We start from the raw sequence: 22,833 nt of genomic DNA, 5'->3' as shown, positions 1-22,833 counted from the left end.
GCGCTGCCGCGCAAACGCCTCCTTCTTCCTCCGCGTCTCCGCGGTTCCACGTGGCTCCTCTTCGCTTCGCGCCTTCGCGCCGTCGCGTGAGACCCTTCCGACAGGCCGACGCTGATGGCCGCCGCCCGCGCCCCGCACGGCGCCAACGTGCCGCCCAAGATCATCTACAAGAAGATCTATATCGAGGGTCATGGCGGCCATCACGGCGGCGCGTGGAAAGTCGCCTATGCCGATTTCGTGACGGCGATGATGGCATTCTTCCTGCTGATGTGGTTGCTCGGTGCGACCAACGAAAAGCAGCGCAAGGCGCTCGCCGATTATTTCTCGCCGACGCTCGTCCAGATGAAGGAAAACAGCGCGGGCTCGAACGGCATCTTCGGTGGCGATTCGATGACGTCGAAGGACAATTACGCACACCGCGCCTCGCAGACCGGCACGCGCTCGATGACGATCCCGGTCGAGGCGATCGGCGGCGACCAGGTCGGCACCGGGCAGAAGGGCACGCTCAAGGACAAGGCGCTGACGACCGAGGATCGCAAAAATTTCGAGGCGATGAAGCACGCCATGACCAAGTCGATGGCGACCAACCCGGCCCTCGCGCGCCTCTCGAACCATGTCCGCTTCGTCAAGACCAATGACGGGATGCGGATCGATCTGCTCGACGATGCCGATTACTCGATGTTCGATCTCGGCACGACGCAACTCGATCCGCGCGCGTCGGCGCTGCTCGGAATGATTGCCAAATCGATCAAGGGCACCGACAACCCGATAATGATCCGCGGGCACACCGACAATCTGGGCTATGGCGATCCGCTCGCGATGAACAATTGGATGCTGTCGAGCGCGCGCGCCGAAGCGACGCGCCGCCGGCTCGCCGCGGGTGGGTTGCCCGATACGCGGTTCAACCGGATCGAGGGCGTCGCCGACCGCGAGCCGATGATCAAGGACAATCCCTCCGATCCGCGCAACCGCCGCGTCGCGATCACCTTGCTCTACCGAGTGACTGCTTTCGGGCAGTGATGCCGCGCAGGCCCCAGATCGAGCGCTGGACCAGATGCAGCGTCCAGGCGGGGCTGGGGCTGCTGCTGCTCTACGGGCTCAGTTCGATCCCCGATCTGAACGCGCGATGGGGCATCACCGTCGCTTCGATCGGCGCGGTCGCCGGCTGGATTGCCCTCGCCGCAACGGGGTTCGACATCCTGCGCGAGCGCCCTGGCATCGGGCCGCTCGCCGCGCTGGCGACGACGCTCGTGGTGGTCCGCAGCGTCTTCGCGTTGCTTGCCGTCGGGCGCACATCGACCGGCGACCCGAACGCCTATCTCAATCTCGCCAAGGGCCTGCTCGCTGGCCACGGGCTGGTGATCCACGATCCGTTCTTCGGCTCGGCGTGGCGCGCGCTGTTTCCGCCGCTCTATCCGCTGCTGCTGGCAGGCTGGGGGGCGGTGTTCGGGTTCGACACGGCCGCTGTGTTGACGCTCGGCACGCTGACCGATGGTGCGACGGCATGGCTGCTCTTCGTCCTGGGGTCCCGGCTCGGCAGTGCGGTGGCCGGACGCCGCGCCGCCTGGCTCTATCTGATCTGGCCGTCGGTGCTGTTTTCGGCGCCGCTTGCACAGAAGGAGTCGCTGTGCGCGCTGCTCGTCGTCTTGCTGGCGCTCGCCTGGATCGATCGCCGCGCGGGCTGGCGCGGTGCGCTCGCGCTCGGGGTTCCGGCCGGGTTGCTCGCGCTGACGCAGCCGGGCGAGGCGCCGCTCGCCGCTGTGTTCGGGTTGGTGCTCGTCGGCCGGATCGGGCTGTGGCCGATGCTGCGCACGGGACTGCAAGGCGGCGTGGTCGCAGCGGTGGTGCTGGTGCCGTGGTGGGTGCGCAACTGGGCAGTGTTCCACGCTTTCGTCCCGCTCACCACCGCGAGCGGCGCGAGCCTGTGGATCGGCAACAATCCCGATGCGACCGGCAATTGGCAACCGCCGCCGCCCGCCCTCAAGGGGATCCCCGAGCTCGCTTATGGCAAGCGCATCGGCGCGATCGCGGTCGAGTGGATCCGCACGCATCCGGTCGGCTTCGTCCGGCTGACGCTGACCAAATTCGTCCGCGCGTCGGGCATCGCGCAGTTCGGCGTGACGCGGCTCGTCGCGATGGGTCCGCCGGTGCCACGCGTGCTCGCCGCCGCCTTGTGGCCGCTGTCGATGCTCGCGCATCTCGCCTTGCTCGGCGGCGCGGCGTTCAAGCTCGGTCCCCGCCTGCCCTTCACGCTCGTGCTGCTGATCGCCGCCTGCGGGCTCCAATTGCTGCTGTTCGGCGTGTGGTTCGAATTCGGCGAACGCCACCGCGAATTCGTCACGCCGTTCCTCCTGCTCGCTTTATGCTGGTCGTTCGCGGCGCCAGCGGTTGAGAAAGCGCCTGCGACCCCCTAGCTTGGGGACGTGAAGAACGCCGTCACCGCCCGTATCGTCGACGGCATAGCCGCCATCCCGGCGGAAGACTGGGATGCCTGCGCCGGCACCGCCAATCCCTTCGTCAGCCACGCCTTCCTGTCGATCCTTGAATCGTCAGGCAGCGCGCGGCCGCGCACCGGCTGGCAACCGATCCCGATCATCGTCGACGGCGCCGACGGCAAGCCCGCTGCGATCGCGCCGGCTTATGCCAAGAGCCACAGCCAGGGCGAATATGTCTTCGACCATGGCTGGGCCGACGCGTGGGAGCGGTCCGGCGGATCCTATTACCCCAAGCTGCAGATCGCCGTGCCCTTCACCCCCGCGCCCGGCCCCCGGCTGCTGCTGCGCGATCCCGACCAGGCGCCTGCGCTGATCGCCGCGATCGAGGCGGTGACCGACCAGCACGGGCTGTCCTCGGCGCACGCCACCTTCATCGCGCCCGAACAGCTCCCCGCATTCGAGGCGGCGGGCTGGCTGATCCGCGAGGGCACGCAGTTCCACTGGCAGAACCAGGGCTATGCCGATTTCGACGGATTCCTCGGCGATCTCGCCAGCCGCAAGCGCAAGGCGATCCGCAAGGAGCGCGCGGGCGCGGTCGAGGGCCTGACGATCCGCCACATCTCGGGCGCCGACATTACAGAGGCCGACTGGGACGCCTTCTGGGTGTTCTATCAGGACACCGGCGCGCGCAAATGGGGCCAGCCGTATCTGACGCGGCAGTTCTTCACGCTGCTCGGCCAAACGATGCCCGAGCGTGTCCTGCTGATCTTTGCCGAGCGCGACGGGCGTCCGATTGCGGGTGCGCTCAACCTGATCGGGGAGGACACGCTCTACGGCCGCTATTGGGGCTGCACCGAGGATGTCCCCTTCCTGCATTTCGAGCTGTGCTATTACCAGGCGATCGACGCCGCGATCGCGCGCGGCTTGAAGACCGTCGAGGCGGGTGCGCAGGGCGAGCACAAGCTCGCGCGCGGCTATGTCCCCGTCCCGACCTGGTCGGCGCATTACATTCCCGATGCGGGCTTCCGCCGCGCGATCGCCGATTTCCTGGTGCGCGAGCGCGCCTCGGTCGAATCCGACCAGGAATTCCTCGGCGCGATGACCCCGTTTAAGAAAGGCTAGAACGGCGTCGGACGCGGGCGCGCGGTCTTGAGCGCGGCGTCGCTGATCTCGATGCCGCGCTGGCTGTGATCGACGCGGAACAGCACGCTGCTCCCGTCACGCCAGATCGGGATCAGCCCCTGGTTGAACTTGGCATCGTACGCCGGCGGACGGATCAGCCAGACATAGTCGAAGGCATTGCGCGGGAAGCGCGCCATCGCCTTGCTGATCGGGCGCCACCATTCGCGCGGGCATTGCACGCTCGTTACGATCTCGGACGGATCGTGCGCAAAGCGCTGCGCACGGACATATTTCACCGTGAGCAACTGCGCGCCCGCCATCGACCATTGATCGTTGGCATAGGCCGCGCGGCGCTCGAGCGCGATCGCGGGGAGATGTTCGAGCCGCGTCATTTTCCACGGCGCACCGCATTGCGCGCCGACGAAGGTGACGAGCTTGGCGCCGACCGGGAGATGATCGAGCGCCTTCAACTCGCGGTCGTAATCCTGCGCGAACATCCAGAAGCTCGCCGTACCCGCCGCGATCCGCACCAGTACGAAGGCGAGCCCGAGCGCCGCGATCGTCGCGCTGCCACGGATCGACAGGCCCTTTTTCGGGCGCACCGCGATCACCGCGATCGCGAGCATGAACGGCGCGAGCCGCATGTCGGCATAGGCCGATCCGAACACGATCCGCGGCAGCACGATGAACACCGCGAGCAGGAACAGCGCCGACAGGCCGAGATTGCGCGAATATTCGACGCTCGGATCGCGGAAACCGCGGAACAGGATCAGCAGCAGGATCGCCATCCCGGCGAGGTCGAAGGTGATCCAGCGGTCACGCAGCGCCATCGTCATATAGCCGATCTTGGCGCGCCAGTTGAACCAGTCGCCGGTCTGCCCGCCGACATGCTCGCCGCTGCGCCACACCACCATCAACACCATCGGCAGGGCGAGCGGAACGCAACCGACGCCCGCGCGCAGCCATGCCTTGATCCAGCTCAGCGGACCGCGATCGACCCGCGCATCATGCTGGCGGACCATTTCGGCCGAATACGCCAGCACGCCGAGCACGCCCCAGCCAAAGGTGTGCGCCACCCAGATGAGACACGAGAGCGGCACGAAGATCGCCGCACGCAAGCCGAAGCGCTGGTGCCGCGCGAGCCGCAGCCACAGCGCGAACGCGTTGAGCGCGAGCGCCATCGAGAAGGCGAAATTGACGAAGCCGAACTGGAAGGCATAGCTGTATGCCAGCGGCAGCGCGAACACGGCGGTCGGCGGGATGCGCCCATGCACCTCGCGCGCGATCCACAGCAGCCCGGTAACCGTCAGCACCGGGATCGTCATCACCAGCAGCTTCACCGCAAGCTCGAGCCCGAACAGCTTGGCAAGCGGGATGATCAGGATGTCGATCCCGAGATTGCCGATCAGCTGCCAGTTGAAATTGTACCAGTCCGACAGCCACGGATATTCGTCGCGCGACAATTGCACGCGGTAGCGCCCCATATGGCCCGGCAGATCGACCAGCGGCGGGATTTCGGGACGCAGCAAGGGGATGATCGCAATCAGCGCCATCACCGCGACGAACCAGCGCGTCTGCCACCATTGTAGATCGGAAGAAGTCTCGTTCGGCATGCTAGCGCCTTACCGGCGAAACGGGCGGTGCGACAAGCGAAGTCGCGCCAGGCAGTGCAACACGAGCGGCCCGGTATGCGCCACGTGGTCGATCTGACCGGCAGGAGACGACACGGCGCGATGCCGATGGGCACGCCGTCGCGGTGATCGCGACACACCCGAACCAGCGCACTTGCGAGCAGCGCGATATTGAGAAACCTTCCCGCATTTGCGGGGTCTTACTGCGGTGGCGTTTGCGAAAACAAGCGTGCTTCGACGCGGTAGAGGGCAAACGCCCGGCGGGGCGGCGCGATCGGCACGAGCCAGTTCGGCGCATGGCCCTGCCGAATGGCATAGGCGAGCGAGACGCCGCCCGCCGAACCGAAGCTGTCGCCGCACAGCGCAACATACTGCACGTCCCAGCCGCGCGCGATCGCCGCGGCCTGCGCCGGGGTGCCGACGAAGAAGCGATAGACCGCGAGGTTGCCTGCAGCGTTGCGATGATAGGGCGCACCGACCACACTCAATTGCGTCGCGCCGATCGCATAGGCGCCGAGCTCGAGCGGCGCGAGCAAGCCACCGGGGGGCAGACGTCGCAGCATCGCGAGTGTCGCTGGCGCGGTGCAGCTGTTCGCTGCAGTCTCGCGGACGCTGCGGCTCGGGACGAAGGCCTGCGCGGCGATCGGATACAGAATCCCAGCCGACGTGATCCACGCCCCGGCCAGCGGCAGCACGCCACGTGCACGCGCCGCGGCGATCACCGCCGCCAGCCCGGGCGCGGCCAGGATCGCACCGGCATATGCACCGCGCATCTGCGCGCAGCTCAACAGCAGCGCGGCAAGCTGGACGATCAGCAGACCGGCCCAACGCTGGTCGCGCGTCGCATACAGCCGCCAGCCGCTCGCCAGCACGCCCGCGACCATCATCCCGGCATAGCCGATCACGGTCGGCAGCGTCGCTATGGTGACCGACCGCGCGTCGGCAATCTCGGCGCGCCACAGGTGGACGAGGATCGGATCGATGCCGCCATCCGGTACAAGGCATTCCGGCGCGACCAGCACGATCCCCGTCGCGACCACCGCGATGATGATCGTCCCCAACACCGCACGCGTCGCCGGGCTGGCGATGTCGCGCGCGGCGAGCGCCATGCCCATCGGCGCGAAGGCCGCGATTACCGCGGCGCGCCAGGCGGTCATGGTGAAGCCGTCGCACGCGGCATAAGTCCACACGAGCGGCCGGAATACGATCGACGCCGCGAGCAGCCCCGCGCCGAGCCCGATCCCCAGCCCCATCATCCGGTCGTCGGCGCCGCTGCGCGCGCGCAGCCATTCGATCGCCATCGCACCGCCGACCGCCACGATCAGCGGGACGCACTCGACCCCGATCACAAGGCTCGCCGCCCCCGCAAGTCCGGCGACCAAGCCCGGTTCGATCGCCGCCCGCGCGACGAGCGCGCGCGCCATGACCAGCACCAGCACGATCTGCAGCCCGTCGGCGTCGATCCTGCCGGGCAGAAAGATCGTGGTTGCGGGAAAGGCGATCGCAGCGACGACGGTCGCGGTGCGCGCGATCGCGCTGCCGCCGAGCGCGCGCGCGATCCGTGTGACGAGCAGCAGCGCCGCAGCGAACAGCGCGGTCGGCCAGACGATCACGGCGATCATTTCGGCAAGCGGCGCGCCGGCGATCGGTGCGAGCGCAGCGATGATCGCGCCGGGCGCGAGGTCGGGCAGACGCGACCATTCCAGCGCAAGTCCGGGCGCAGCACCGAGCCGGTGCTGACGCAGATCGGCAAACCCCTGCCCCGCCAGCCAGTCGCGAATCTGCTGAAGCCGCAGCATGGCGTCGGCGTCGGGAAGGTGCAGTGACGAAAGCGACCCCCGGTCGCAAAACGCCCAGACCGCACCCAGCAGCGCCGCCAGCGCGAGCGCACACAGTGCGTCGCTCCGGCGGGCCAATCGGGATTCGCGAGCGTCCATCGCGACCGACTTAGGCGAACGGGGTTAAGGCGAAGTTAGATCGCGCCGTTTTCGCGCGTCACTTGACCCCATCCGCCTGTTGTCAAACGCTTAGGCGCGATCACGCCGCCCCAGAAGCCGCAAGCGGAGCGCCTGCAACTTGATGAAGCCAGCCGCATCGCGCTGGTCGTACGCGCCCTGATCGTCCTCGAAGGTGACGACCTTCTCCGAATAGAGCGAGAAGGGCGACTTGCGCCCGGTAACCGAGACATTGCCCTTGTAGAGCTTGAGGCGGACGGTGCCCGTCACCTTGCTCTGGCTGTGGTCGATTGCCGCCTGCAGCATCTCGCGCTCGGGGCTGAACCAGAAGCCGTTGTAGATCAGCTCGGCATAGCGCGGCGCAAGCTCGTCCTTGAGATGCGCGGCGCCGCGGTCGAGCGTCAATTGCTCGATCCCGCGATGCGCGAGGTGATAGATCGTGCCGCCCGGCGTCTCGTACATCCCGCGCGACTTCATGCCGACGAAGCGGTTTTCGACCAGGTCGAGCCGGCCGATACCGTGGCGCCGGCCCATCTCGTTGAGCGTCTCGAGCAAAGTCGCCGGCGACATGCCGACGCCGTTGATCGCGACGCCGTCGCCGCCCTCGAAATCGATCGTGATCGTCTCGGGCTCGTTCGGCGCGTCCTCGGGATTGACCGTGCGCGAATAGACGTAATCGGGAACCTCGTCCCACGGATCCTCGAGCACTTTGCCTTCGGACGACGTGTGCAGCATGTTGGCGTCGGTCGAGAACGGCGCTTCGCCGCGCTTGTCCTTGCTCACCGGGATCTGGTGCTGTTCGGCGAACTCGATCAGCTTGGTGCGGCTGGTCAGATCCCATTCGCGCCACGGCGCAATCACCTTGATATCGGGCGCGAGCGCGTAATAGCCGAGCTCGAAGCGGACCTGGTCGTTGCCCTTGCCGGTCGCGCCATGGCTGACCGCGTCGGCGTTCAGCATCTTGGCGATCTCGATCTGGCGCTTGGCGATCAGCGGCCGCGCGATCGAGGTGCCGAGCAGATACAGCCCCTCATAGAGCGCGTTGGCGCGCATCATCGGGAAGACGTACTCCTTGACGAATTCCTCGCGCAGATCGTCGATGAAGATGTGCTCTGGCTTTACGCCGGCCGCTTCTGCCTTCCGCCGCGCCGGCTCGAGCTCTTCACCCTGGCCGAGATCGGCGGTGAAGGTGACGACCTCGCAATTGTAGGTCTGCTGCAGCCACTTCAGGATCACGCTGGTATCGAGCCCGCCCGAATAGGCGAGGACGACGCGGTTGATCTGATCAGTCATGCGAGCGAATCCTTCGGTTTTGGCGCGGGTGCGCCCTATGCGACCAGCGCGGCAGGTGCAACCGTCGGGGAGCGCATCGCGCGCTCGCCCTCGAGCATATAGTCGCGCGTGATCGGCAAGACATGGCGGTTCTTGGCGAACTGGACCTGGTAATTGACCATGCTGCCGTAATGGAACGACTGCCCCGCCCCGGCGAGGTAGAATTGCCACATGCGATAGAAGCGCTCGTCATACAGTGCGATGATCTCGTCGCGCGCCGCGACGACGCGGTCGTACCATTGGTCGAGCGTGTAGCCGTAATGCAGCCGCAGCACTTCGATGTCGGTGATCATGAAGCGCAGCCCTTCGTTCGCCGCGACGATCTCCGACAGCGCGGGATTGTAGCCGCCCGGGAAGATGTATTTCGCGGTCCACGAATCGGTCACGCCCGGCCCGCCGGCACGACCGATCGTGTGAAGCAGCATCACGCCGTCGTCGGTGAGCAGATCGCGGCACTGGCGGAAGAAGGTGGTGTAATTCGCCGGACCGACATGTTCGAACATGCCGACCGAGACGATCCGGTCGAACTTCCCCGTGACATGACGATAGTCGATCAGCTCGAACGTGACCTTGTCCGCCACCCCCGCCGCGTCTGCCCGTTCGCGCGCGACCTTCAGCTGCTCCTCGCTGAGCGTCACGCCGAGCACTTCCGCCCCGGTCTGCTGGTGCAGGTACAGCGCCATCCCACCCCAGCCGCAGCCGATGTCGAGTACGCGCATCCCTGGCGCGAGCGCGAGCTTGGCGGCGATATGCGCCTTCTTGTCGTCCTGCGCCTGCTCGAGCGAGTTGGCCGGATCGGTGAAATAGGCGCAGCTATATTGCCGGTCGGCATCGAGGAAGAGATCGTACAGCCGGTCCGACAAATCGTAATGATGCGCGACGTTGCGCTTCGACTGGCGCGCCATGTTGACCCGTCCGAAGCGCAGCGTCACCGCTTGCACCGCGCGCCGCAGCGGCGACGCGGCGAGCCCGTTTTGGCCGGCCTCCCACGGATCGTTCTTCATCAGCAGCTTGACGAGATCGCGCGCGTCACCCTGCTCGATCACCATCCGCCCGTTCATATAGGCCTCGCCCGCGCCGATCCCCGGATCGCGCACGATCGCGGCGGCAGCGCCGGCATCGGTGAAGCGCAGGACGATATCGGGGAAACCCGGTGTCGCGGTGCCGAAGGTGCGGGTCTTGCCATCGGCATGATGGAGCGTGAGCGTGCCGCGCTTGACGCGCTTGGCGAGGAATAAGTCGATCAAAGCCATAGCTGCGCGTATTTAGCGATTAGATGCCGGCATACCAATCGTAATCGATCGCATCTTCCCAATAGCCACCCTTGCCCTTGCCGATCCCGGCGAGCGAAGCGACCGCGTCGATCTGCATAATGTACTTCGCTTGCTTGTAGCCGAGCTGCCGCTCGACGCGCAGTCGCACAGGCGCACCGTGGCCGACGTCGAGCAGATGCCCGTTCATCGCCCAGGCGAGGATCGTCTGCGGATGGAAGGCATCGATCAGGTCGATCGACTCATAATAATGCTGCCCCGAAAACAGATCGGCGCAGGTGAACACGACATAGCGCGCGGTGGTGCGCACGTCGGCCGCCTTGAGGAGCGTGCCGAGCAGCGGGCCGTGCCACTGGCCGATCGCACTCCACCCCTCGACGCAATCGTGCCGCGTGATCTGGCTCCGCGCCGGCATCGCCTGGAGCTGCGCGAGCGACAGCGCGAGCGGCCGGTTGACCAGCCCACCGACCTGCAGCCGCCACTGCGAAAACTTGTCCGCAACCATCGCGGTGTAATCGGGCGTGTTGGGGTTGCGGGTGCCGTTGGTGCGGAAAAAGGGCGACATCTGGTCGGGGCGATATTCCTTCGCCAAGCTGCCGCGGTTCGACAATGCCCGCTGCAGCCCCTCGTTGATTGTCTCGCCCGAGAACAGGATCTTGCGCAACGCAGGTGTGCTGGCGACCTGATCGCACCCGCTCAGCAGCGCGCCCGCGCCGAGCGCGCCGGTGGTGAGCAAAGCGCGCCGCGTGATGATACCGCTCATGCAGCTTCCTCCGCACGGTCTTCGGGCACGCGCCACCAGCCCGTCAGCATCGACTTCACCTCGGGCCAGGCGCCCGCGAGGATCACGAGCACAAGGTGCACGATGATGAACACCACCAGCCCCGACGCGGCGATGAAATGGACCGACCGCGCCGATGCGCGCCCGCCGACGACCGCGAGCAACCACGGCCACGCAGCGGTCATCGCGGGCGACAATGCGAGCCCCGAGACGATCATCGCCGGGATCAGCCCGAAGATCGTGAGAGCGTAGGACAGCTTCTGGAAGATGTTGAACGCCGCCGGATGCTTCGGATCGTGGAAGCGGAAGGCGAGATGCTCCTTCAGATCGAACCATAGGTGCGACGGCGCCAGCTCCTTCAGGCGGATCCGCAGATCCTTCTGGAAATGGCGGTTGATCACGCTCGCGACCATGAAGGCGAGCAGGCCGAAGCCAAAGACGAGTGCGAACAGCAGATGCCAACGCCGCGCGATCGCCAGATTGTAGCCCGCCGGGATTGTCAGATAGGACGGCATATGCGGCGGATTGAACCACGAATGATCCGAATTCGCGCCATATTCGCCCCAATAGAGGTGCGGATGCGCGTTGAGGATCGTCAGCCCGCTGCCGATCATGATGACGATCGTCACCGCATTGACCCAGTGCCAGACCCGCGTCGCGAGGCGATGGCGATAGATCGAGGTGCTCGCGGGAACGGCCGTCGGCGAAGCGGGTTGTCCCGGGGTTGGCTGGGGTGCGTCGGTCATGCAGATCCCTATTCGCGCCACACGGCGGCTCGGTTACACCTTAGTCGCAGCGACGCGCCGACGAAACCGCAAACACGACCGCACATATGAGCCAAGGGCCGCCCGATCATGTCAGACCTGCATTTCTACGAACCGCGCAACGGCCACGCCGCTGTCCCGGGCCTCGCGCACGATCCGCTCAATTCGATCGTCGCGCCGCGCCCGATCGGCTGGATCAGCTCGCTCGCTACCGACGGCACACGCAATCTCGCGCCGTATAGCTTCTTCACGCTGTTCAACTATCGCCCGCCGATCGTCGGCTTCGCCTCGATCGGATGGAAGGACAGCGTCGCCAATATCGCCGCGACGGGCGAATTCGTCTGGAATCTCGCGACGCGCGAGCTCGCCGCGCCGATGAATGCAAGTGCGGCGATGGTCGCGGCCGGCGTCGACGAATTCGAACTAGCCGGGCTCGAGGCCGCGCCCTCGCGGCTCGTCGCGCCACCCCGCGTTGCCGCGAGCCCCGTCGCGTTCGAGTGCCGCCACACGCAGACGCTGCGCTTGCAGGGCATCGATGGCGCCGAGATCGACACCTGGCTGATCCTCGGCGAGGTCGTCGGCATCCACATCGCGCCGCAGCTGATCGAGGATGGCGCCTATCGCACCGCCGCAGCGCATCCCATCCTGCGCGGCGGCGGCCCGGCCGATTATTTCGAGATCAGCGACGACACGCGCTTCGAGATGCGCCGGCCAGGGTAACGCTTTACCCCTCCCCTTCAGGGGAGGGGCTTACGCACCTCAGCGCGTCGGCACGGGCTCCGGGCCCGAATAGTCGTAGAAGCCGCGTCCGGTCTTGCGGCCGAACCAGCCCGCCTCGACATATTTCACCAGCACCGGCGCAGGCCGGAACTTGGGGTCGCCCGTCCCTTCGAACAGCACGCGCGTGATCTCCAGACACGTGTCGAGCCCGATGAAATCGGCGAGCGTCAGCGGGCCCATCGGATGGTTGAGCCCCAATTGGCACGCGAGATCGATGTCGCGGATCGTCGCGACGCCCTCGCCGAGCGCGAAGCACGCTTCGTTGAGCATCGGCATCAGCACGCGGTTGACGATGAAGCCCGGCGCATCGTTGGCGCGCACGACCTGCTTGCCGAGCCGCCCCGCATAGGCCTCGACCGTCGCCACCGTCGCGTCCGAGGTGGCGAGACCGCGGATCAATTCGATCAGCCCCATCACCGGCACCGGATTGAAGAAATGCACACCGACGAAGCGCCCCGCATCGGGTGCCGCCTGCGCGAGCCGCGTGATCGGGATCGACGAAGTGTTCGAGGCGAGCACCGCATGCTGCGACAATACCTTGCCGACCTCGGCGAAGATCGCGCGCTTGATCTCCTCGCGCTCGGTCGCCGCCTCGATCACGAGGAACGCCGGGCCCATTGCCGCGACGCTCTCGACCGGCTCGATCAGCGCGAGCGCGGCGTCGCGCGCCTCGGCCGTGATCTTTTCCTTGGTGACGGCGCGGTCGAGCTGCTTGGCGATTCCCGCCTTGCCCGCCTCGGCTCGCGCGAGGTTCATGTCCGAAAGCAGCACGCGGTATCCGGCTTGCGCCGAAACCTGCGCGATTCCCGCGCCCATCTGCCCTGCCCCGACGACTCCGACCGTATCCATGCGTCCGCTCCTATCCGTTTGACGCGTCGATAGCGGATTTGGCGCGGCGGGGAAGGTCTTACGGCGCGAGCCGTGCCGCCTGCGCTTCGGCGAGGATCACCGCGAACTTGCCCGCGGGGTCGGTCCATTCGGCGATCGGCGTCCACCCGCCCGCGCGCAGCAGGATGCGCGCGTCGCGCGCGCCGTATTTGTGGCTGTTCTCGGTGTGTATCGTCTCGCCCGCGGTCATTTCGAACGGTCGCCCCTCGATCGTGAAAGCCACGTCCTCGGTCGCCTCGAGATGCATCTCGATCCGCGCACGATCGTCGTTCCAGATCGCGCGGTGGCGGAAGCGCTCGACCGGGATCGTGCCGGCAAGCTCGCGGTTGATCCGCGTCAGCAAGTTGAGATTGAACGCCGCGGTGACGCCCTGTGCGTCGTCATACGCCGCCTCGAGCGTGGCCGCGTCCTTGATGCGGTCCATCCCGATCACGAGCATCGCGCCCTCGCCGAGCGATTCCTTCATCGCGCGCAGCAGATCGACGCTCGAATGCGGGATCATGTTGCCGATCGTCGAGCCGGGGAAGAAGCCGAGCTTGGGCGTCGCTGCGACCTGCATCGGCAAGGCGATCGGGTGCATGAAATCAGCCTCGACCGGAAGCACGTCCAGCCCGGGAAACGCCGAGGCCAGCCCCGCAGACGATTCGCGCAGGAAATCGCCCGAAATGTCGATCGGCACATAGGCCGCGGGCGCCACCGCCTGCAGCAGGATCGGCGTCTTGGTCGACGATCCCGAGCCGAATTCGACGACGGCACGACCTTCACCGGCGCGCGCCGCGATCTCGGGCGCGCACGCGCGCAGGATCGCCGTCTCGGTCCGTGTCGGATAATATTCGGGGAGATCGGTGATCTGCTCGAACAGTTCGGACCCGGCGCGATCATAGAACCAGCGCGCTGGGATCGCGCGCGGACGCATGTCGAAGCCCCGCAATACATCCTGGCGAAACGCCGGGTCGGCCAGCGATGCCTGACCGTCCTCGATTTCCTGCTTCAACATCTCAAAGGTCTTTCGCGAGCCGCACGCCGGTGAATTGCCACCGCTGGTGCGGGTAGAAGAAATTGCGGTAGCTGGCGCGTGCATGACCGCGCGGTGTGGCGCAGGAGCCCCCGCGCAACACGCACTGGCCGCTCATGAACTTTCCGTTATATTCGCCGACCGCACCTTCGATCGCGCGGAAGCCGGGATACGGGCGGAAGGCGCTGCCCGTCCATTCCCACACATCGCCGAAGAACGCCGGACCGCCTGCCGAAGGCCGCGGCTCGACCGGACCGGGGGCGTCCATCTGGTTCCCGCCAGCGGAATCGTGCGCACTCGCCGCGACTTCCCATTCGGCCTCGGTCGGCAGCCGTGCGCCCGCCCAGCTGGCATAGGCGTCGGCCTCGTAGAAACTGACGTGCGTTACGGGCGCGGCAGGGTCGATCGCGCGGCGTCCGTCGAGCCCGAAGCGCGTCCATCCCGACTCGCCCTGCTCCCAATAGAGCGGCGCGACGATGCCCTCGCGCTTGACCCACGCCCAGCCGTCCGACAGCCAATGCCGCGCCTCGGCATAGCCGCCATCGGCGATGAATGCGGCCCATTCGCCGTTGGTGACGGTACGGTCGGCGATGGCATGCGGGCTGAGCAGCACGGCGTGGCGCGGCCCCTCGGCATCGAACGCGAAGCCGTCGCCGTCATGCCCGATCTCGGTCACCGCGGCCGGGCCTTCGATCCAGCCGATTGGACCCGGCATCGCGACGGGCACCTTGCGCGCGGCGGGCCAGATCGCGGGCTCGATCGGATTTTGCGCCATCAGATGCAGGATGTCGGTGACGAGCAGTTCCTGGTGCTGCTCCTCATGATGGCAGCCGAGCGCGATCAGATCGTGCGCCGCTTGCGGAAGATCGGGCAAGGCGGCCAGCACCGCCGCATCGAGATGCGCGCGATAGGCGAGGATCTCGTCGAGCGCGGGGCGCGTCACCATTCCGCGCCGGTTGCGCGCATGGCGCTGCCCTTCGGCTTCGTAATAGCTGTTGAACAAGAAGGGGAAGCGCGCGTCATAGAGCGTGTAGCCCGCCACGAAATCGCGCAGCACGAAGGTTTCGAGAAACCAGGTGGTGTGCGCGAGATGCCATTTGGCGGGGGAGGCATCGTCCATCGACTGCGCGGTCGCATCGGCATCCGACAGCGGCGCGACCAGGCCGACGGTCAAGCCGCGCACCGCTTCGAAGCGGGTGGCAAGACCCGCAGGGTCGGGCATCGGGGCGGTCTGCGGTTGCGTCGTCATGTCACCATTCCCCCGTATGACCCGCGCCGTCACCTTGACGGACAACGAGTCCCGGCAGCGCTGGTGCGATTATCGCGTCGCGCCGGGTCGCCAAAGAACGTCGCCACCCGCCTTTTGGTTCACTGCGCGAGCCGCAACGAAAAGATAATCCGAAAGCCGGTTCAAATAGGCGAGCGCGAGCGGGTTGATCGCGACCTCGCGCGCCGCCGCGACGCCCGCGCGTTCGGCGCGCCGGACGGTCGCGCGCGCGACATGCAACGCCGCCGCCGGGGCGGTGCCGCCGGGCAGGATGAAGCTCGTCAGCGCGCCCAGTTCGGCGTTCATCCGGTCGATTTCGTCCTCGAGCCGCGCGACCTGCGACGCGACGATGCGCAGCGTCATCTCGGACGGCGCGAAATCGTCATCCTCCCCCGCGCTCGGGGTCGCGATATCGGCGCCGAGGTCGAACAAATCGTTCTGGATCCGCTCGAGCAACGCCGGCAGCCAGGCGAGATCGAGCCCGGCACCGCGCAAGGCGACGACAGCGACACCGATCGTGCTGTTCGCTTCATCGACATCGCCGATCGCCGCCATCCGCGCGGCGTCCTTGGGCGTGCGCGATCCGTCGACGAGGCCCGTCGTGCCGTCATCGCCGGTGCGCGTATAGATTCGGTTGAGCTTGACCATGCTGAATTCCCCGAGAGCGAGCGGCTCAGCTCTTGCCGGCGAGCCACATCAGCAGGACGACCAGGAAGATCGCAATCGCCTGGAACATCACGCGATATTGCATCATCTTGTTCGACTTGATCGACGAGGCGGAGACGGCATCGTTCGACGTCCCGTCGCGCAGATCCTGGCTCGCACCGAGCAGGAAGACCACCAGCCCGCGCACGAGGACGACAACCACCGCAATCATCGCGGCGACCAGCAAGATGGTGAGAAATGTGCTCATGCAGCCAATCTAGGCGTTCGCTGCGACAAAGCCAATGCCCGCGCGCAGCGATGCCGCAAGCGCAGGCCCGTCCTCGCCAGCCAGGCGCAGGCTTTCGAGCGTCGGCGCGTGATTGCGCTTGGCGAGGCGCGCGCCATCGGGCCCCGCGATCAGCGCATGGTGGTGATAGATCGGCGTTGGAAAACCGAGCAGCGCCTGGAGCAGGCGGTGGACATGGGTCGCGCCGAACAGATCGACTCCGCGCACGACATGGCTGACGCCTTGCGCGGCATCGTCGATCGTCACCGCAAGATGATAGCTCGCGGGCGCATCCTTGCGCGCGAGGATGACGTCGCCGTGCGAGAGCGGATCGGCGACGACCGTGCCGGCGATTTCGTCGGTCCAGGTCAAATTTACGCCTCCCTTCCCTGGACGGGAGGGGAGCGAGGGGTGGGTCGGCCCGGAGTCGGGCGCAACACCAGCCTCTAGCCGACCCACCCCCAGCCCCTCCCTCCCAGGGAGGGGAGGCGCGAGGGCGAGCGCCTTGGCCATATCGAGCCGCCATGCGAAGCGGTCCCCGTGCGCGACCCGCGCCGCGACCGCATCGGCGTCGAGCGCACGGCACGTCCCCGGATACACCGCCTCGGCCCCATGCGGCGCGCTCAAGCTCGCCGCGATTTCGGCGCGCGTGCAGAAGCACGGATACAGCAGCCCCATCCCCCGCAACCGCTCGAGCGCGGCGGCATAGATATCGAGACGCGTCGATTGGAACAGCACCGGTCCGTCCCACCCCAAACCGAGCCAGCGCAGATCCGCCTCGATCGCCGCGACATGCTCGGGGCGGCTGCGGGTGCCGTCGATATCCTCGATCCGCAGCAGAAACCGCCCGCCAGCCCCCCGCGCGCGGTCGTGCGCCTGCACCGCCGAATAGGCGTGCCCCAGATGCAGCCGCCCGGTCGGGCTCGGCGCAAAGCGCGTGACGACCGAGGCCACGCGCGCACTTGACCGCGAGTCGGTCGGCGTGCTGAAATCGGACGAGACGGGTAGCGCTGTCATGACAGCGTCATCCTAATGGGCTTGAAGCCCCGCAGGAAGCGCCACTCAGTGGTAAAGGAGGGGCCGAAGTGTACCATCCCGATCTGATCCGCCACCCCGATGGCTGTCCCGCGCTTGTGCTCAACGCGGACTACACCCCGCTGAGCTATTATCCGCTGTCGGTCTGGCCGTGGCAGACCGCGATCAAGGCGGTGTTCCTCGACCGCGTCGACATCGTCGCCGAGTATGAGCGCGAGGTGCGCAGCCCGACGCAGCGGATCAAATTGCCCTCGGTGATCGCGCTCAAATCGTATGTCCGCCCCAGCGCCTTCCCCGCCTTCACGCGCTTCAACCTGTTCCTGCGCGACAAGTTCGTCTGCCAATATTGCGGCGCGGGCAACGATCTGACCTTCGATCATATCGTCCCGCGCGCGCAGGGCGGCCGCACGACGTGGGAAAATGTCGCCACCGCGTGCTCGCCGTGCAACCTCAAAAAGGGCGGGCGCACGCCGAAACAGGCGGGGATGCCGCTGCATATCGACGCGATCCGCCCGACCAGCTGGCAGCTGCAGGAACACGGCCGACGCTATCCGCCCAATTTCCTCCACGATACGTGGCACGACTGGCTGTATTGGGACGTCGAGCTCGAGGCCTGAGCTGCCGGCGGTGCCGAAACGACAGTGCCGGAACGATCGGCGTGGCGCGCCGTTCACCCCCCAACGGGAGAAAACAATGCGCCGGCTGATGATCACGACCTGTCTGTTGCTTGTGGCAGGATGCGAATCCAAGCCGACCAATGACGAATATGCCGCGAATTTCGTGCCCCCGACGCTGCTCAAGCGCGCCGAATATGAAACGCTGCTCGAATCGCGCTGGACGCGGCTCGACCGCAATCTCGACGGCGCCATCGCGCAGTCCGAGATTCCGGTTAAATATGCCAAGCGACTGAACGCACTCGATGCCGATCACGACGGCAAGATCACCCACCGCGAATTCATCAGCGGCAGCCTCGCGCGCTTCGACCGCGAGGATGCCAATCACGACGGCTTGCTGACCAACGTCGAGAGCAGCGCGGCGCGTACCGCCGAGGATGCTTCGAACAATGCGTCGTCCGCCGCAGCAGTGAAATAATCGACAAGCGATTGACCGCGCCGCTGCCGCAATGCAGCATGAAATCATGGCTGACCTCCCCGGAATCGCAAACAATCCTGACATTCGTTTTCTGGGCAAATTGCTCGGCGACGTGATCCGCACCTATGGCGGCGACGCGCTCTACGCGCGGACCGAATCGATCCGCGCCGCCTCGGTCGACCGGCATCGCACCAAGAATGGCGACGGGGGGCCCGAGGCCGATCTCGGCCTAGATGCGCTGAGCCTCGACGAGACGCTCGATTTCGTGCGCGGCTTCATGCTGTTCTCGATGCTCGCCAATCTTGCCGAGGATCGCCAAGGCGTCGCCGCCGAACAGGGCGCCGATCTTGCCGCAGCGCTCGAACGGCTCGCCGGCGAAGGCATCGACAAGGCGCAGGTGATGGACTTGCTCCACCATGCGCTGATCGCCCCCGTCCTCACCGCGCATCCGACCGAAGTCCGCCGCAAGTCGATGATCGACCATCGCAACCGGATCGCGGCGCTGATGCGGCTGCGCGATGCCGACGTGCACGAGACGCCCGATGGCGACGACGTCGAGGAAGCGATCCTGCGCCAGATCGCGTTGCTGTGGCAGACGCGCGTGCTGCGCCGCGAGCGGCTCTACGTCACCGACGAAGTCGAGATCGCGCTCTCCTATCTGCGCGACGTCTTCCTGCCCGCGCTCCCCGCGCTCTACCAGCGCTGGGACCGCGCACTCGGCGAGCGCGTGCCGAGCTTCCTCAAGCCCGGCAGCTGGATCGGCGGCGATCGCGACGGCAACCCGTTCGTCACCGCCGACAGCCTGAAGACCGCGCTCGCCAAGGCGAGCGAAGCGGTGCTCGGCTATTATCTCGACGCGGTCCATGCGCTCGGCGCCGAGCTGTCGATCTCGACCAATCTCGCGCCGGCCGACGACGCGGTGATCGCGCTCGCCGATGCCAGCGGCGACACCGCCGAGAGCCGCAGCGACGAGCCGTATCGCCGTGCGCTGTCGGGCATCTACGCGCGCCTCGCGGCGACGCATCTCGCGCTGACCGGTAAGCCCGCACCGCGCGCCGCTGCGCTCAAGGGCGAACGCTATGCCGATCCACAGGCCTTCCGCGCCGATCTCGTCACCATCGCGCGCGCGCTTCGGTCGGGCGGCGGCGCGCTGTCGTCGGGCGGGGCGCTCGGTCGGTTGATCCGCGCGTGCGAGACCTTCGGCTTCCATCTCGCGACCCTCGACCTGCGCCAGAACAGCGCGGTGCACGAACGCGTCGTCGCCGAACTGCTCAAGGTGGCGGGCGTCGAAGCGGATTATCTGTCGCTCAACGAATCGCAGCGTGTCTCGCTGCTGCGCCACGAACTGTCGAACGCGCGGCCGCTCGCCAGCCCGTTCGCCGACTATTCGGACGAGACGAAGTCCGAACTCGCGATCGTCCGCGCCGCCGCGGAGGCGCACGCCACCTACGGCCCGGCGTGCATCGTCCAGCACATCGTCTCGATGGCGCAATCGGTGTCCGACCTGCTCGAGCTCAACATTCTGCTCAAGGAAGTCGGCCTCTATCGTGGCGGCGCGACGCCTAGCGCGGCGATCATGGCGGTGCCGCTGTTCGAGACGATCGGCGATCTCGAGGCCGCCCCCGGCATCATGACCGAATGGTTCTCGCTCCCCGAAGTGCGCGGCATCACCGCGGCGCGCAGCTTCCAGGAAGTTATGATCGGCTATTCCGACAGCAACAAGGATGGCGGCTATCTCACCTCGACCTGGAGCCTGTCGAAGGCCTCGACCGCGCTGAAGGGCGTGTTCGCCGGTGCGGGTGTGGGCATGCAGCTGTTCCACGGCCGCGGCGGCGCGGTCGGGCGTGGCGGCGGCTCGGCGTTCGCGGCGATCCGCGCACAGCCGTCGGGCACCGTCCAGGGCCGCATCCGCATCACCGAGCAGGGCGAAGTGATCGCGGGCAAATATGGCACGCGCGACAGCGCGATCACCAATCTCGAGGCGATGGCGTCGGCGACTTTGCTCGCCAGCCTCGAGCCCGATGCGCTTTCGGCCGCCGACACGCGGCGTTTCTCGGCGGCGATGGACACGCTCTCGGCGTCGGCCTTCGAAGCGTATCGCGGGCTGGTCTATGGCACCGAGGGCTTCCGCACTTTCTTTCGCCAGATGACGCCGATCGTCGAGATCGCCGGGCTCAAGATCGGCAGCCGCCCGGCGAGCCGGACCAAGTCCGACAAGATCGAGGATCTGCGCGCGATTCCGTGGGTGTTCAGCTGGGCGCAGGCGCGCGTGATGCTCCCGGGCTGGTACGGCGTCGGCCAGGCGCTGAGCAGCTTCGAGGACAAGGGGCTGCTCGCCGAGATGGCGCAGGGCTGGCCGTTCTTCGCTGCAAGCCTTGCCAATATGGAGCAGGTGATCGCCAAGTCCGACATGGACATCGCCGCGCGCTACGCGACGCTGGTCGAGGACCGTGCGCTGGCAGATGCGATCTTCCCGCGGATCGTGGGTGGCTGGCAGCAAGCGCATGACGGCTTGCTCGAGATCACTGGGCAGACGCGGCTGCTGCAGGCGCATCCCGCGCTCGACGCGTCGATCCGGCTGCGGCTGCCGTATATCGAGCCTCTCAACCTGCTCCAGATCGAGCTGATCAAGCGCCGCCGCGCCGGCGACGAGGACGAGCGGATCGGCGAAGGCATCCTGCTGTCGATCAACGCGATCGCGACGGCGCTGCGCAACAGCGGCTAACCTGAAAGCCCCTCCCCTTCAGGGGAGGGGCGCAACACCTACGCTACCGCTGGTCCGCCAATCGCGGCCGCGTCACCCACCGGCGCATCGACGACCTCACCGCGCGAATAGAGCCCGGTCAGAATCCCGGCACCGATCACATGCCCCGCCATCGCATTGAGCACCGCCCCGCGCCCCGGGCCATCCCCCAGATCCTCGGGCGAGCAATCGAGCGCGAACAGCTGGAAAACGTAGCGATGCTCGCCGTGCCCGCTGGGCGGATCGGGCGCGAGCCAGCCTTGCGACAGATAGGAGTTGATCCCGATCGCACCCGCCGCGCCATCGGCGGCGATCGCGCCCTCGGCGAGGCCCGTCGTCGCGACGTTCATGCCCCACAGGATCGCGTGCACCAGCGGCGCCGGCGTCGGCGAATCGGCATCCTCGACGATCAGCGCGAGGCTCTGCGTGCCCGCCGGCGCGTCGGCCCAGTGGAGCGGCGGCGAGACGCCCGCGCCATCGGCGGTGAAGCGCGCCGGCATCTCGGCAAAATCGCCGAACGCCGGGCTGCTCAGCGCGATCTCGACCGCACCGATCCCGAGCGAGGGATGGACGATCGCGAGATGCTCGGCACCGGCGCGGATGTTGCGCAAACTGGCGCCAAGCCATTCGGGGACATGTTCGAGCATCGCTGCGGCCTTTCAAAAGCTTGAGACAACCAAGCCCTCGGGCGCCGCACAGGTTCCGCCCGCGTCACAAAAACGGCGCGGCGATCTCGTCGCGCACCCGCGCGAGCTTGCCGGTGACGCGGTCGAGCATCGCCCAGGTCGTCACCGCCTCGACCTTCACCTTGCCGTCGGCCCCGGTGAAACGCACCGCGCGGTCGAACCGTGCGCCCTTTGGCGCCGCGGCAACCCAGGTCTCGCCGGTTACCGTCTCGCCGACACCGACATTGCCGCGATAATCGACCTCGTGCCGCGTCACGACCCAGAAATAGGCGTCGCGATGCTCGGGCAGCGCCTGCGCTATCCAGTGCGCCACCGCGATCTCCTGAATCCAGCGCACCCATACCGCATTGTTGACGTGGCCAAGTTCGTCGATGTCGGCGGCGCTCGCGGTGATCGCCTGCACGAAGCGGCTCACGTCGCGGCTTTCCCGCGCGTGCGCCGCCAATGGATCGCCCCGACGATCGCGGCGACAGCGACGACCGCGCCGCCGACGATCAGGATCGCATGCTTGTCGGGCAGAAAGCGCTCGATCAGTTTTTCGAAACTGTGCCCGAACAGATAGCCGATTCCGGTGAAGACGATCCCCCATACCACCGCCGCGATCGCATTGATCAGCAGGAACAGCCTGGTCTCGACCCTGGTCGTGCCAATCGCGATCGGGCTGATCGTGCGGAAGCCGTAGATGAAGCGGAAGGCGAAGATGAAGCCGATCGGATAGCGTTCGAGCAATCCCAGCGCGCGCGCGAAGATCGGGCGCTGCTGCTGGCGTTTGACCCACGCCTTGCCACGGAAATAGCGCCCGGCGCTGAAGAAGATCTGGTCGGCGACGAACGACCCCGCCGCCGCCGCCGCCATCGCACCGGGCAGCGGGAGCAGCCCCTTGTGCGACAGCAACCCACCCGCGACGACGACGGTCTCGCCCTCGATGCCGGCGCCGAGAAACAGCGCAGCCAGCCCATATTTCGCAATGATCGTTTCGATCGACACTAGCGTACGCCGCCTCTTACCTGAGCCACCACCGTCATCCCCGTGGAAGCGGGGATCCCGCTTCTTCCTCTCGAACCGCGCCAGGCAGCGGCCCCCCCGCTTTCGCGGGGGTGACGGA

At 66.9% G+C, this 22,833-nt stretch carries 22 protein-coding genes; 7 read left to right on the top strand and 15 right to left on the bottom strand.

The genetic code is table 11. From position 1 onward, the window contains the following. Positions 1-114 precede the first annotated feature (114 nt). From ACP7C5_RS00205 to ACP7C5_RS00195, 3 genes are read left to right on the top strand one after another with little or no spacing between them, the layout of a single operon-like run. Complete coding sequence (locus ACP7C5_RS00205; protein WP_189676995.1) at positions 115-1,020, top strand: flagellar motor protein MotB; 906 nt, start codon at positions 115-117, stop codon at positions 1,018-1,020. After that, positions 1,020-2,414, top strand: coding sequence for a glycosyltransferase (locus ACP7C5_RS00200; RefSeq protein ID WP_426262785.1), 1,395 nt, complete (start codon positions 1,020-1,022; stop codon positions 2,412-2,414). Before ACP7C5_RS00205 ends, ACP7C5_RS00200 begins: the two co-directional genes overlap by 1 nt. A gap of 9 nt (positions 2,415-2,423) precedes the next feature. Further along, positions 2,424-3,557, top strand: coding sequence for a GNAT family N-acetyltransferase (locus ACP7C5_RS00195; protein ID WP_426262784.1), 1,134 nt, complete (start codon positions 2,424-2,426; stop codon positions 3,555-3,557). Here the strand turns inward: ACP7C5_RS00195 and ACP7C5_RS00190 are convergent. The 6 genes from ACP7C5_RS00190 to ACP7C5_RS00165 all read right to left on the bottom strand — a co-directional run bounded on the left by ACP7C5_RS00190 (position 3,554) and on the right by ACP7C5_RS00165 (position 11,273). After that, positions 3,554-5,170, bottom strand: coding sequence for a hypothetical protein (locus ACP7C5_RS00190; RefSeq protein WP_426262783.1), 1,617 nt, complete (start codon positions 5,168-5,170; stop codon positions 3,554-3,556). The two genes, ACP7C5_RS00195 and ACP7C5_RS00190, sit on opposite strands and share 4 nt — an antisense overlap. A 218-nt stretch (positions 5,171-5,388) precedes the next feature. Then, positions 5,389-7,104, bottom strand: coding sequence for a hypothetical protein (locus tag ACP7C5_RS00185; protein ID WP_426262782.1), 1,716 nt, complete (start codon positions 7,102-7,104; stop codon positions 5,389-5,391). A gap of 111 nt (positions 7,105-7,215) precedes the next feature. Continuing rightward, positions 7,216-8,436 (bottom strand): argininosuccinate synthase, encoded by a 1,221-nt coding sequence (locus ACP7C5_RS00180; RefSeq protein WP_426262781.1) that lies wholly within the window; start codon positions 8,434-8,436, stop codon positions 7,216-7,218. A gap of 35 nt (positions 8,437-8,471) precedes the next feature. After that, on the bottom strand, positions 8,472-9,728 hold the full coding sequence (locus ACP7C5_RS00175) for an SAM-dependent methyltransferase (protein ID WP_133191614.1): 1,257 nt from the start codon (positions 9,726-9,728) through the stop codon (positions 8,472-8,474). Between the two features lie 19 nt (positions 9,729-9,747). Next, positions 9,748-10,509: a molybdopterin-dependent oxidoreductase gene (locus ACP7C5_RS00170; protein WP_426262140.1), complete on the bottom strand. Its 762-nt coding sequence runs from the start codon at positions 10,507-10,509 to the stop codon at positions 9,748-9,750. Then, a complete protein-coding gene (locus ACP7C5_RS00165; protein ID WP_426262780.1) occupies positions 10,506-11,273 on the bottom strand; it encodes a cytochrome b/b6 domain-containing protein in 768 nt (255 codons plus the stop codon). Before ACP7C5_RS00165 ends, ACP7C5_RS00170 begins: the two co-directional genes overlap by 4 nt. A gap of 108 nt (positions 11,274-11,381) precedes the next feature. Here ACP7C5_RS00165 and ACP7C5_RS00160 point away from each other — a divergent pair, with 108 nt between their 5' ends. Beyond that, positions 11,382-12,011, top strand: coding sequence for a flavin reductase family protein (locus ACP7C5_RS00160; protein ID WP_426262779.1), 630 nt, complete (start codon positions 11,382-11,384; stop codon positions 12,009-12,011). 39 nt (positions 12,012-12,050) lie between these two features. On the opposite strand, the gene ACP7C5_RS00155 is transcribed toward ACP7C5_RS00160, so the two are convergent. The 6 genes from ACP7C5_RS00155 to ACP7C5_RS00130 form a co-directional block, all read right to left on the bottom strand. Further along, positions 12,051-12,920, bottom strand: a complete 870-nt coding sequence (locus ACP7C5_RS00155) for a 3-hydroxyacyl-CoA dehydrogenase NAD-binding domain-containing protein (protein WP_426262778.1) — start codon at positions 12,918-12,920, stop codon at positions 12,051-12,053. 58 nt (positions 12,921-12,978) lie between these two features. After that, positions 12,979-13,956 carry an L-histidine N(alpha)-methyltransferase gene (gene egtD, locus ACP7C5_RS00150; protein WP_354288124.1) on the bottom strand — a complete coding sequence of 326 codons (978 nt, stop codon included), beginning with the start codon at positions 13,954-13,956 and terminating at the stop codon, positions 12,979-12,981. Between the two features lies 1 nt (position 13,957). Further along, on the bottom strand, positions 13,958-15,196 hold the full coding sequence (gene egtB / locus ACP7C5_RS00145; protein ID WP_426263364.1) for an ergothioneine biosynthesis protein EgtB: 1,239 nt from the start codon (positions 15,194-15,196) through the stop codon (positions 13,958-13,960). Between the two features lie 96 nt (positions 15,197-15,292). Next, a complete protein-coding gene (locus ACP7C5_RS00140) occupies positions 15,293-15,889 on the bottom strand; it encodes a cob(I)yrinic acid a,c-diamide adenosyltransferase (protein ID WP_322160938.1) in 597 nt (198 codons plus the stop codon). A gap of 25 nt (positions 15,890-15,914) precedes the next feature. Further along, positions 15,915-16,154, bottom strand: a complete 240-nt coding sequence (locus ACP7C5_RS00135) for a twin transmembrane helix small protein (protein ID WP_133191606.1) — start codon at positions 16,152-16,154, stop codon at positions 15,915-15,917. A 9-nt stretch (positions 16,155-16,163) separates the two neighbouring features. Beyond that, a complete protein-coding gene (locus ACP7C5_RS00130; protein WP_426262777.1) occupies positions 16,164-17,189 on the bottom strand; it encodes a glutamyl-Q tRNA(Asp) synthetase in 1,026 nt (341 codons plus the stop codon). Between the two features lie 68 nt (positions 17,190-17,257). On the opposite strand from ACP7C5_RS00130, the gene ACP7C5_RS00125 reads away from it, so the two are divergent. The 3 genes from ACP7C5_RS00125 to ppc all read left to right on the top strand — a co-directional run bounded on the left by ACP7C5_RS00125 (position 17,258) and on the right by ppc (position 21,024). Continuing rightward, positions 17,258-17,824 carry an HNH endonuclease gene (locus ACP7C5_RS00125; RefSeq protein ID WP_140852173.1) on the top strand — a complete coding sequence of 189 codons (567 nt, stop codon included), beginning with the start codon at positions 17,258-17,260 and terminating at the stop codon, positions 17,822-17,824. Between the two features lie 88 nt (positions 17,825-17,912). Continuing rightward, positions 17,913-18,299 (top strand): calcium-binding protein, encoded by a 387-nt coding sequence (locus tag ACP7C5_RS00120; RefSeq protein ID WP_426262776.1) that lies wholly within the window; start codon positions 17,913-17,915, stop codon positions 18,297-18,299. A gap of 46 nt (positions 18,300-18,345) precedes the next feature. After that, the gene (gene ppc / locus ACP7C5_RS00115) at positions 18,346-21,024 is read left to right on the top strand and encodes a phosphoenolpyruvate carboxylase (protein ID WP_426262775.1); all 2,679 of its coding nucleotides are present in this window, start codon (positions 18,346-18,348) and stop codon (positions 21,022-21,024) included. A gap of 38 nt (positions 21,025-21,062) precedes the next feature. Here the strand turns inward: ppc and ACP7C5_RS00110 are convergent, their stop codons facing one another. The 3 genes from ACP7C5_RS00110 to ACP7C5_RS00100 all read right to left on the bottom strand — a co-directional run bounded on the left by ACP7C5_RS00110 (position 21,063) and on the right by ACP7C5_RS00100 (position 22,715). Beyond that, a complete protein-coding gene (locus tag ACP7C5_RS00110) occupies positions 21,063-21,689 on the bottom strand; it encodes a YbhB/YbcL family Raf kinase inhibitor-like protein (RefSeq protein ID WP_426262774.1) in 627 nt (208 codons plus the stop codon). 64 nt (positions 21,690-21,753) lie between these two features. Then, positions 21,754-22,143, bottom strand: coding sequence for an acyl-CoA thioesterase (locus ACP7C5_RS00105; protein WP_426262773.1), 390 nt, complete (start codon positions 22,141-22,143; stop codon positions 21,754-21,756). Next, a complete protein-coding gene (locus ACP7C5_RS00100) occupies positions 22,140-22,715 on the bottom strand; it encodes a DedA family protein (RefSeq protein ID WP_426262772.1) in 576 nt (191 codons plus the stop codon). The genes ACP7C5_RS00105 and ACP7C5_RS00100 overlap by 4 nt, the downstream gene beginning before the upstream one ends. Positions 22,716-22,833: the final 118 nt, after the last annotated feature.

The organism is Sphingomonas sp. PWP1-2 (assembly GCF_049898305.1).
Classification (GTDB): domain Bacteria; phylum Pseudomonadota; class Alphaproteobacteria; order Sphingomonadales; family Sphingomonadaceae; genus Sphingomonas; species Sphingomonas glacialis.
Note: the sequence above shows the minus strand (reverse complement) of the source record. Positions and strands in the feature narration are given on the sequence as shown.